This is a genomic window from Actinomadura fibrosa, assembly GCF_900659615.1.
Lineage (GTDB): Bacteria > Actinomycetota > Actinomycetes > Streptosporangiales > Streptosporangiaceae > Spirillospora > Spirillospora fibrosa.
Genome location: NZ_CAACUY010000290.1, coordinates 1 through 9,914 on the forward strand (window position 1 = coordinate 1; position 9,914 = coordinate 9,914).

10 protein-coding genes are annotated in these 9,914 nt (G+C 73.1%); 8 read left to right on the top strand and 2 right to left on the bottom strand.

The window, feature by feature from the left end:
* The coding region (locus E1300_RS43195) for a hypothetical protein (RefSeq protein WP_131763076.1) at positions 1 to 815 on the bottom strand (815 nt) is incomplete at its 3' end.
* A 132-nt stretch (positions 816 to 947) separates the two neighbouring features.
* Between E1300_RS43195 and E1300_RS43200 the strand changes: the two genes are divergently transcribed.
* The 4 genes from E1300_RS43200 (at position 948) to E1300_RS43215 (ending at position 3,840) form a co-directional block, all read left to right on the top strand.
* The gene (locus tag E1300_RS43200) at positions 948 to 1,592 is read left to right on the top strand and encodes a PadR family transcriptional regulator (RefSeq protein ID WP_131763077.1); all 645 of its coding nucleotides are present in this window, start codon (positions 948 to 950) and stop codon (positions 1,590 to 1,592) included.
* Between the two features lie 150 nt (positions 1,593 to 1,742).
* Complete coding sequence (locus E1300_RS43205) at positions 1,743 to 2,789, top strand: ATP-binding cassette domain-containing protein (protein ID WP_131763078.1); 1,047 nt, start codon at positions 1,743 to 1,745, stop codon at positions 2,787 to 2,789.
* Entirely contained in the window at positions 2,786 to 3,562 is a 777-nt protein-coding gene (locus tag E1300_RS43210; RefSeq protein ID WP_131763079.1) for an ABC transporter permease, read from the top strand. The genes E1300_RS43205 and E1300_RS43210 overlap by 4 nt, the downstream gene beginning before the upstream one ends.
* Positions 3,563 to 3,633: 71 nt before the next feature.
* Positions 3,634 to 3,840 (top strand): DUF5988 family protein, encoded by a 207-nt coding sequence (locus E1300_RS43215; protein WP_131763080.1) that lies wholly within the window; start codon positions 3,634 to 3,636, stop codon positions 3,838 to 3,840.
* 21 nt (positions 3,841 to 3,861) lie between these two features.
* On the opposite strand, the gene E1300_RS43220 is transcribed toward E1300_RS43215, so the two are convergent.
* Complete coding sequence (locus tag E1300_RS43220) at positions 3,862 to 5,199, bottom strand: M20/M25/M40 family metallo-hydrolase (protein ID WP_370785896.1); 1,338 nt, start codon at positions 5,197 to 5,199, stop codon at positions 3,862 to 3,864.
* 214 nt (positions 5,200 to 5,413) lie between these two features.
* Between E1300_RS43220 and E1300_RS43225 the strand changes: the two genes are divergently transcribed.
* The 4 genes from E1300_RS43225 to E1300_RS43240 all read left to right on the top strand — a co-directional run.
* Complete coding sequence (locus tag E1300_RS43225; RefSeq protein WP_131763081.1) at positions 5,414 to 7,051, top strand: peptide ABC transporter substrate-binding protein; 1,638 nt, start codon at positions 5,414 to 5,416, stop codon at positions 7,049 to 7,051.
* Positions 7,052 to 7,057: 6 nt separating this feature from the next.
* The gene (locus E1300_RS43230; protein ID WP_131763082.1) at positions 7,058 to 7,984 is read left to right on the top strand and encodes an ABC transporter permease; all 927 of its coding nucleotides are present in this window, start codon (positions 7,058 to 7,060) and stop codon (positions 7,982 to 7,984) included.
* Between the two features lie 28 nt (positions 7,985 to 8,012).
* The gene (locus tag E1300_RS43235) at positions 8,013 to 8,990 is read left to right on the top strand and encodes an ABC transporter permease (RefSeq protein WP_131763083.1); all 978 of its coding nucleotides are present in this window, start codon (positions 8,013 to 8,015) and stop codon (positions 8,988 to 8,990) included.
* 7 nt (positions 8,991 to 8,997) lie between these two features.
* A partial coding sequence (locus tag E1300_RS43240) for an ABC transporter ATP-binding protein (protein WP_131763084.1) occupies positions 8,998 to 9,914 on the top strand: 917 nt, incomplete at its 3' end.

Sequence of the window (9,914 nt, forward strand, 5' to 3'; positions counted from 1 at the left end):
AGCTCGTGCCGCAGCCGCCCGACCTCGGCGGACGCCGCGTCCGCCTGCCGCCGCGCGTCCCCGGCCCGGTCCTCGCGCTCGGCGAGGTCGCGCTCCGCCTTCTCGGCCCGGCGGCCCAGCGACTCCGCGTGCTTGCGCAGCGTCTCGGCCCGCCGGGCGCGCGCCGCGTCCGCGCGCGCCGTCTTCGCCTTGGCGGCCGGCCGCTCCCGCCCCGGCTCGGCCGGTTCGGCCGTTTCGGGCTCGGCCTTCGATTCGGACTTCGCCTTGGGGACGGGCTTCGGCTTCCGCTTCGGAGGCTCGGGCTCGGCCCCGTCCGTTCCCGGGGCGACGGGGAAGCCCGCGGGGACGAACCCGGTGTGGCTGCGGGGCTGGGAGAGCCGCCCCTCGCGGACCTCGTCGGCGATGCCCGCGTCCATGCTGGCGGCGAACAGCGTGTCCTCGACGTCGCGGACGGCCTGGTCGCGCAGCGGGCTGCCCCGCCCGGCGGCCAGCTCGCCCGCCCGGCGGACGAGCGCGTCGACGAGCCGCGCCCGGCGCTGCTCCAGGTCGCCCAGTCCGCCCATGCCGCCGCCCGACCCCCAGGCCGCCCGCATCCGCTCCCCGACCTCCAGCAGGGCGCCGAGATCGTCGGATCCGTCGCGCGCCAGCAGGTTCACCGCCCACGCCGGGAGCGTGGGCCGGCGCAGCGCCCCGATGCGCTTGGCGAGCGCGGCGTCGCCCGCCTCCCTGGCCTCGCGCGCCAGCCGCGTCCGAGTCGCCACGAAGTCGGCCGGGTCGACCCCGTAGAGCTCGTCGGCCGCGCTGGAGTAGTCCACACCCGATCCCTACCCGCGTGCGAGGCCGACGTGCGCGCCCCAGCGCCCACCGGCCCGCGCCCGCCGGAGCCTGGACGAGCGGCGGTCCTAGGGCTATATTCGTCTGCGAGTACTCGTCTGCGAGGAGTCGGGATGGCGAAGCGGCGGAAGGTGGGCAACCTCCTCGGCCTCGCCGTGCTCTCCACGGTGTCGGCCAGGCCCATGCACCCCTACGAGATGGCCTCGCTGATGCGCGCACGAGGCAAGGAGCGCGACTTCGACATCAAGTGGGGGTCGCTCTACACCGTGGTGCGCAACCTGGAGAAGCACGGCTTCCTGGCCGTGGAGGGGAACGCGCGGGAGGGCGCCAGGCCGGAGCGGACCGTCTACCGCATCACCGACGCGGGTCTCGCGGAGCTGGCCGACTGGGTCCGCGAGCTGATCGGCGAGCCGGAGCGGGAGCATCCGCGGTTCGAGGCCGGGCTGTCGGTGATGGGCGCCATCGGGCCGGACGAGGCGGCGGCGCTGCTGCGGCACCGGCTCGGCGTCCTGGAACGGGAGATCGCCGAGGACCGGGCGGCGCTCGCGGAGGCGTCGGAGGTGCCGCGGATCTTCCTGCTGGAGGCCGAGTACGACCTCGCGATCCGGCAGGCGGAGGCCGGCTGGGTGCGCGGGCTGGTCGCCGAGATCGAGGACGGCTCGCTGCCCGGCCTCGACATCTGGCACCGCTTCCACGAGACCGGCCGGGTCCCGCCCGAGGTGGCGGAGCTGGCGGAGAGGGGCGCGACGGAGGACTGAAACGCGAGTCGTCCCGGCGGCGGTGCTGCAACACCGCCGCCGGGACGGGAACCCACCACCGAACGAACCCGCGGAGCGGGCCCCGGCGGCGAGACCGCAGTCCCCAGCCTATCCGGGGTCCTCCGCGCGCGACGGAGGAGACGCGAAGGCATGGCGTACGCCATCGAGGCCGAGGGCCTCGTCAAGACCTACCCGGACGACGTCCGGGCCCTGGACGGGCTGTCCGTCACCGTGGGCCCGGGGGAGATCCTCGGGCTGCTCGGCCCCAACGGGGCGGGCAAGTCCACGACCGTGAAGATCCTGACCACGCTGGTCCGGCCCGACGCCGGAACGGCGACCGTGGCCGGGCACGACGTGCTGCGCCGTCCCGACCGCGTGCGGCGCGCCATCGGCGTCGTCCCGCAGCGGTCCGGTGCGGACCCGGACGCGAGCGGCCGCGACAACCTGGTCCTCCAGGGCCGCCTGTACGGGCTCGGCGGGACGGCCGCCCGCCGCCGCGCGGCCGAGCTGCTGGAGCGGTTCGGCCTGGCCGAGGCCGCGTCGCGGCCGGTGAGGACCTACTCCGGCGGCACGCAGCGGAGGCTCGACGTGGCGCTCGGCCTCGTCCACCGGCCCGAGGTGCTGTTCCTGGACGAGCCGACCACCGGCCTCGACCCCGAGGCGCGCGCGTCGATGTGGGCGGAGATCGCCCGCCTGGCCGGGGACGACGCCCTGGCGATCCTGCTGACCACCCACTACCTGGACGAGGCGGACCGGCTCGCCCGGCGGGTCGCGATCGTCGACCGGGGGCGGGTCGTCGCCGAGGGCACCCCGGACGCGCTCAAGGGCGAGCTGCGCGGCGACGCGGTGCACGTGGAGTGCGCGGAGGCGCCCGCCGAGCCGCTCGCGCGGGAGGCGCTCGGCCGCGTGCCGGGCGTCCGCGACATCGTCGTGGACGGGCCGCGGCTGAGCGTGCGGGCCGACGACGGCGCCGCCGCGCTGCCGGGCGTCCTCGCCGCGCTCGACCAGGCGGGGATCCTGGCCGCGGCGGCGACCGTGGCCCGCCCGTCCCTGGACGACGTCTACCTGCGCTACGCCGGGCGGCGGTTCGCGCAGGCCAACCAGGCGGACGCCGGGCCACTCCCGGCCGGGCCGCCCCCGGCCGGGCCGTCCGCCGAGTCGTCCGCCAGGGCCGCCACCGGGGGAGGCGCCCGATGAGCGCCCTCCTCGCCGGGACGTGGTGGATGACCCACCGCAGGCTGTCCGCGCTGGCCAGGAAGCCGGCCGTGCTCGTGCTGACGCTCGTCCAGCCGATGATCTGGCTGTTCCTGTTCGGCCAGCTGTTCCGGAAGGTCGTCGAGCTGCCCGGCTTCGGGACCGGGTCCTACCTGGACTACCTCGTCCCGGGCGTCGTGGTCATGAACGCGGTGTCGCTGAACTCCTTCGCCGGGATGGCCACCATCGACGAGATCGAGCGCGGCACGCTCAACCGGTTCCTCGTGTCCCCGGTCCGGCGCAGCGCGATCATGAACGCGGGCGTCGTCGAGCAGGCGGTGAGCACCGCGTTCCAGTCCCTGGTGATCATCGCGCTGGGTTGGGCGGCGGGCGCCCGCTACCCCGGCGGCGCCGCCGGCGTCGCGGTGCTGGTCGCCATGTCCGTGCTGGTCGGGATCGTGCTCGCCGCGCTGTCCAACACGCTCGCGCTGCTCGTCCGCGACCGCAACACCATCATCGGGCTGAACATCATGCTGCTGCTGCCGCTGACGTTCCTGTCCTCGGCGTTCATGGCCAAGGACCTGATGCCCGGCTGGATGCGGGACGTGGCCGCGGGCAATCCGGTGAGCTGGGCCCTGGACGCCGGCCGCGCGGCGCTCGCCGCGGACCCCGACTGGGGATCGGCCGCCGCGCACGCGGCACCGCTCCTCGCGCTGACCGCCGTGACCGTGGGTCTCGCCGTGTTCTCGCTCAGGAGCTACCAGAAGTCGCAGTAGGTGGCGGGGTCGCACGGATACGTCCTCCGGGAGGATTGGCGGGCCGCCCGCCCCGTGTGACCATCCGCCTTATGGACACCTCGTTGAAGGCCTTCCTGGAAGGCGGTCCCGCGGACCTGCCGGACCGGATCGTCGGGATCACCCCTCCCGGTGTCGAGCTGAGGCTGCCGTTCCGCGGCGGCTACGAGCACTTCAGGGCGACGGCGCGGCACCGGGACACCCCCCAGGGCAGGCTCCCGGTCTACCGCTGGTCGCGGCGCTCCGCCACCCCGGACTAGGAACCGGCCCTGGGCCTGAGGTCAGCGCGTGTCGAGGAAGCGGTCCAGGGCGCGGGTGCCGAACGCCAGGCCCTCCAGCGGGACCCGCTCGTCCACCCCGTGGAACATCCCGAAGTAGTCGAGGTCCGGGCCGAGCAGGAGGGGGGCGAAACCGAAGCTCGTGATGCCGATGCGGTGGAACGACTTCGCGTCGGTGCCGCCGGACATCACGTACGGGACGGGGTGCGCCGCCGGGTCCTCGGCGCGGATCGCGGCGGCGAGCGCGGCGAACGTCGCGCCCGCCGGGTCCGCGGCCGGCGCCTCCTCGAAGTTGACGAACTCGCGGGTCACCTTCGGCCCGAGCAGCCGGTCGACGGTGGCGAGGAACTCCTCGCCGGTGCCCGGCAGGAACCGGCCGTCGACCTGTGCGGAAGCCGTGCCCGGCACCACGTTGATCTTGTAGCCGGCGTCCAGCCGGGTCGGGTTCGCCGAGTTGCGGACCGTCCCGGCGAACAGCCGCCCCACGCCGCCGAGCCGGACCGCCTCCGCGTCGAGGCGGTCGAGGTCGATGCTCGTGCCGAGCGCGTCCGCGAGGCCGTCCAGCAGCGCCCGCACGCCCGGGGTCAGCCGGACGGGCCACGCGTACGCGGCGAGCCGCGAGACGGCGTGCGCGATCTCGGCGACGGCGTTGTCGGGCGCGGGCTTGGAGCCGTGGCCGGCGGTCCCGCGCGCCGTGAGCCGCATCCACGCGGTGCCGCGCTCGCCGGTCGCGATCGGGTAGATCCGCCTCCCGCCGGCGGCCACGCTGAACCCGCCGGACTCGCTGATCGCCTCGGTGCAGCCGGTGAAGAACTCCCGGTGCTCCCGGGCGACGTACCGCGACCCGAGGTCGCCGGTGCACTCCTCGTCCGCGAGGAACGCCAGCACCAGGTCGCCGCGCGTCCGGCGGCCCTCGCGCAGCCGCCGCCGGACGGTCGCGAGCGTCATCGCGAGCGAGCCCTTCATGTCCACGGCGCCGCGGCCCCACACGCACCCGTCCCGCACCTCGCCGGAGAACGGCGGCACGCTCCACTCGGACGGGTCGGCGGGCACGACGTCCAGATGCCCGTGGACGAGGAACGCCGGATGCGCGGGGTCGGTGCCGGGGATCCGGGCGAGCACGCTGGCCCGGCCGGGCGCGGACTCGACGATGGTCGCCGCGGCGCCCGCGTCGTCCAGCAGGGCCGCGACGTACTCGGCGGCGGGACGCTCGCCGCGGGCGTCGCCCTCGCCCCGGTTCGTGGTGTCGAAGCGGATGAGGTCGCCGCAGATCCGCGCCGCCTCGGCCCCCGCGTCCGGCACCGCGTCCTCGGCGAGGCTCCCGCCGCTCTGCTCGCGCACCCTCGGCTCCGTCACTCCCGCACCGCCTTCCGTAAGGAACCTTCATTTTCGTTGAGCGCTGACCTCTGTCAACGAATGATCAACTACGTATCGATCCGGTTTCGAATCGCTCATCGCCGTACCCAAATCGTCCGGGCGGTACGACGCTGCCACCAATCTGAAGAGCGGGCGGGCGCAGGCCCGGCCGCGCGACGCGACAGGCACGAGGAGGAGCATGACCAGCCTCAGGGGTGCGAGCCGGGGGATCCGCCGGCTCTCGGGTGCCGGACGCGGAGCGGCGGGGCTCACCGCGGTGGTGCTCGCGGCGTCGCTCGGGCTGTCGGCCTGCGGCGGCGACGGGAAGAAGTCGGGCGACGGGACGTTCACCGCCGGCCACTCCGAACCCGACCACCTGGTGCCCGGCAACACCACGAGCAGCTACTCGTTCGACGTGCTGAGCGGCCTGTTCGACAACCTGGTGGGGCTGACCAAGGACGGCAAGACCTACAACCTCGCCGCCGAGTCCGTCACCACCCAGGACCAGAAGGTCTGGACGATCAAGGTCAGGGCCGGGCAGAAGTTCCACAACGGCGAGCCGGTCACCGCGGGCAGCTTCGCCGACGCGTGGAACAACGCCGCGTACGGGCCGAACGCCTACAGCGCCAACGACTACTTCTCGCACATCAAGGGGTACGCCGACCTCAACCCCGAGGACGAGAACGCCAAGCCGAAGGCCGACAAGTTGTCCGGCGTCGAGGTCGTGGACGACGCGACGCTCAAGGTCACGCTGACCGACGCGTTCAACCAGTTCCCGCAGCTGCTGACCTACCCGGCGTTCGCGCCGATGCCGAAGGCGGGCCTGAAGGACCTCAAGTCCTTCGAGGAGCACCCGATCGGCAACGGCCCGTACATGATGAGCGGGAACTGGGAGCGCAACAAGCAGGTCAAGCTGGTCGCGTTCCCCGGCTACACCGGCCCGCGCAAGCCGAAGAACAAGGGCGTCACCTGGAAGAGCTACTCCAGCGCCGACACCGCCTACACCGACCTGCGGGCCGGCCGCATCGACGTCCTGCAGACGATCCCCTCGGCGAAGGTCCCCGAGGCCAAGCGGCTGCTGGGCGACCGGTTCCTGCCCCGGAAGATGGGGACGATGGACTACCTCGGCTTCCCGCTGTTCGACAAGCGGTTCGCGAACCCCGACCTGCGCAAGGCCATCTCGATGGCGATCGACCGGCAGGGCATCAACAAGGCGGTCTACAACGGCGACTACTTCCCGGCGGACTCGCTGCTCCCGGCGATCATCGAGGGGCACCGGCCGAACGCGTGCGGCGAGTTGTGCACCTTCAACCCCGCCAAGGCGAAGGAGCTGTACGCCAAGTCGGGCGGCTTCAAGGGCAAGCTGGAGCTGTACTTCTCGAACGCGCAGCCGACCTACGCCCAGTGGATGCAGATCGTCGCGAACTCGCTGAAGCAGAACCTCGGCATCCAGGACATCGAGTTCCGCCAGGTCCCCGCGTCCGACTACTTCGGGATGCTGAACAAGCGGACGGAGAAGGGCCCGTACCGGCAGAACTGGGAGGCGGACTACCCGAGCGCCCAGAACTACCTGGAGAACATGTGGAGCTCGGGCAGTAACCGCATGGGCTGGAAGAGCCAGGAGTTCGACGACCTGATCGCCAAGGCGAACAGGTCGGGCGACCCGCAGGAGGCCCTGCGGTTCTACAACCAGGCCGAGGACGTCGCCATCCGCGAGATGCCGATGATCCCGCTCTGGACCTGGGCGGGTCAGGGCGGCCGGTCGGACAAGGTCGGCAACGTCACGATCACCGCGTACTCGACCGGTCTGCTGGCCAGCGAAGTGACGGTGAAGTAGCCGGCGATGTGGCGCTATGTCCTCCGGCGGCTCCTCCAGGCGGTGCCCGTCTTCATCGGCACGACGCTGCTCATCTACGCGATGGTGTTCGCGCTGCCGGGCGATCCGATCCAGGCGCTCGCCGGGGACAAGCCCGTCCCCGAGAACGTCCTCCAGGTCCTGCGGGAGCGGTACAACCTCAACGACCCGCTGCTGGTGCAGTACGGGAAGTACATGTGGGGCCTGGTCCAGGGGAACCTGGGCGAGAACTACGACGGCCAGCAGGTGTCGGACATGCTCGGCGGGCGCTGGACGGTGACCGCGCAGCTCGCGCTCACCGCCTGGATCTTCGAGCTCGTCGTCGGCGTCGCGCTCGGGACGTGGGCGGGCCTGCGGCGCGGCAGGCTCGCCGACACCCTCGTCCTCGGCGGGACGACGCTGGTGATCGCGGTCCCGGTGTTCGTGCTGGGCTACACCGCGCAGCTCCTGTTCGGCCTGCACTGGCAGATCTTCCCCACGGCCGGGACGGACGACGGGTGGCCGATGAGCTACCTGCTGCCCGGGATGGTGCTGGGCTCGCTCGGCCTGTCCTACGTCGCCCGGCTCACCCGGACCAGCCTCGCGGAGAACCTGCGGGCCGACTACGTCCGCACCGCCAACGCCAAGGGGCTGTCGCGGGCCCGCGTGGTCGGCCGGCACGCGCTGCGCAACTCGCTGATCCCCGTCGTGACCTACCTCGGCGTGGACTTCGGGTCGCTGATGGGCGGCGCGATCGTGACCGAGGGCATCTTCAACCTGCCCGGGATCGGCCAGCAGGTCTTCCAGTCGATCCAGCTCAAGGAGGGCCCCGTCGTGGTCGGCGCGGTCACCGTCCTGGTGCTGATCTTCCTGCTGGTCAACCTGGCCGTGGACCTGCTGTACGGGCTGCTGGACCCCCGGATCCGGTACGAGTGAGGCGGGCTGAGCGAGTGGGCGTGAGCGGATGAGGACCACGGACCCGGGGGCACCGGGACCCGACCTGCCCGGCGCGGCGCCGGAGCCCCCGCCGGACGCGGGCGCCGGCGCGCCGGGGACGACCGCGGCGGCCGTCGCGGTCGCGGGCGGCGAGATCGGCAGGGCGTCGCTGTGGGACGACGCGTGGCGGGACCTGCGGCGCCGCTGGGTCTTCTGGGGGTCGGTCGCGATCCTCGTGCTGGTGGCGCTGATGGCGGTCGTCCCGCGGCTGTTCACGAGCACGGGCGCCAACGAGGGCTGCGACCCGAACGACGCCAAGCTCGGCCCGTCCGGCGACCACTGGTTCGGCACCGACATCGCCGGCTGCGACTACTACGCGCACGTCGTGCACGGCGCCCGCCCGACGCTGCTGATCGGCGTCGCGGTCACGCTGTTCGCGCTGCTCATCGCGCTGGTGTTCGGGATGGTCGCCGGGTACTACGGCGGGATCCTGGACGCGCTGATCGCCCGGATCACCGACGTGTTCTTCGGGCTGCCGTTCGTGCTCGGCGCGACCGTCATCCTCGTCGCCTTCCCGAGCCACGGCGTCGGCGCCATGACGCTGGTGCTGGTGCTGCTCGGCTGGACGACGATGATCCGCATCATGCGGGCGCAGGTGATCTCCATCCGGGACGCCGACTACGTGCAGGCCGCGCGGCTGCTCGGCGCGTCCGACCGGCGGATCATGTTCCGGCACATCCTGCCGAACGCGCTCGCCCCGGTGATCGTGGTGGCGATGCTCAACGTCGGCAACGTGATCGCGGGCGAGGCGACGCTGGACTTCCTCGGCGTCGGCCTCCAGTACCCGCAGGTGTCGTGGGGGCTCCAGCTCAACCAGGCGCAGGACGCGTTCGTCGACCACCCCCATCTGCTGATCTTCCCCGCGGTGTTCCTGTCGGCCACGGTGCTGAGCTTCCTGATGCTCGGCGACGCCGTCCGCGACGCCCTCGACCCGAAGCTGCGGTGACCGAGCGATGACGACGGAAGCGATGGACGGGCCGGGCGGGGCCGCGCACCCGGCAGAGTCCGAGGCGGAGCCGCTGCTGCGGGTGGACGACCTGCACGTGCGGTTCCGCGTGCGGGACCAGGACGTGCACGCGGTCAACGGCCTGTCCTACACCCTCGCCGAAGGGGAGACGGTCGCGATCCTCGGCGAGTCGGGGTCGGGCAAGAGCGTGGCGGCGCAGGCCGTCATGGGCATCCTCGACACCCCGCCCGCGCGGATCACGAAGGGCTCGGTGCGGCTGCGCGGCGAGGAGCTGCTCGGGCTGCCCGAGCGGCGCCGCCGCGCCTACCGCGGCGACCGCATCGCGATGATCTTCCAGGACGCGCTGACGGCGCTGAACCCGGTGTTGACGGTCGGCGACCAGATCCGCGAGATGTACCAGGTGCACCGGGGGCTGCGGCGGAAGGCCGCGACCGCGAAGGCCGTCGAGCTGATGGAGCGGGTGCGGATCCCGTCCGCCGCGCAGCGGCTCGGCGACTACCCGCACCAGTTCTCCGGCGGCATGCGCCAGCGCATCATGATCGCGATGGCGCTCGCGCTGGAGCCGGACGTGCTGATCGCCGACGAGCCCACCACCGCGCTCGACGTGACCGTCCAGGCGCAGATCATGCGGCTGCTGGCCGCGCTCCAGGACGAGTTCCGGATGGGCCTCGTCCTGATCACGCACGACCTCGGCGTGGTCGCGGGCGTCGCGGACCGGATCGTCGTCATGTACGCCGGGTCGGTCGCCGAGCAGGCGCCCGCCCGGGAGCTGTACGCGCGGCCCGCCCACCCCTACACCCGCGGGCTGCTGGCGTCGGTGCCGCGCCTCGACCGGCGCGGCGGGCCGCTCGTCCCGATCGCGGGGACGCCGCCGAACCCGGCCGCGCTCCCGCCCGGCTGCCC

Excerpts from the sequence above, each read along its gene's own strand:
- E1300_RS43200 (WP_131763077.1), top strand. The coding sequence starts at position 948 with ATGGCGAAGCGGCGGAAGGTGGGCAACCTCCTCGGCCTCGCCGTGCTC.
- E1300_RS43205 (WP_131763078.1), top strand. The coding sequence starts at position 1,743 with ATGGCGTACGCCATCGAGGCCGAGGGCCTCGTCAAGACCTACCCGGAC.
- E1300_RS43210 (WP_131763079.1), top strand. The coding sequence starts at position 2,786 with ATGAGCGCCCTCCTCGCCGGGACGTGGTGGATGACCCACCGCAGGCTG.
- E1300_RS43215 (WP_131763080.1), top strand. The coding sequence starts at position 3,634 with ATGGACACCTCGTTGAAGGCCTTCCTGGAAGGCGGTCCCGCGGACCTG.
- E1300_RS43225 (WP_131763081.1), top strand. The coding sequence starts at position 5,414 with ATGACCAGCCTCAGGGGTGCGAGCCGGGGGATCCGCCGGCTCTCGGGT.
- E1300_RS43230 (WP_131763082.1), top strand. The coding sequence starts at position 7,058 with ATGTGGCGCTATGTCCTCCGGCGGCTCCTCCAGGCGGTGCCCGTCTTC.
- E1300_RS43235 (WP_131763083.1), top strand. The coding sequence starts at position 8,013 with ATGAGGACCACGGACCCGGGGGCACCGGGACCCGACCTGCCCGGCGCG.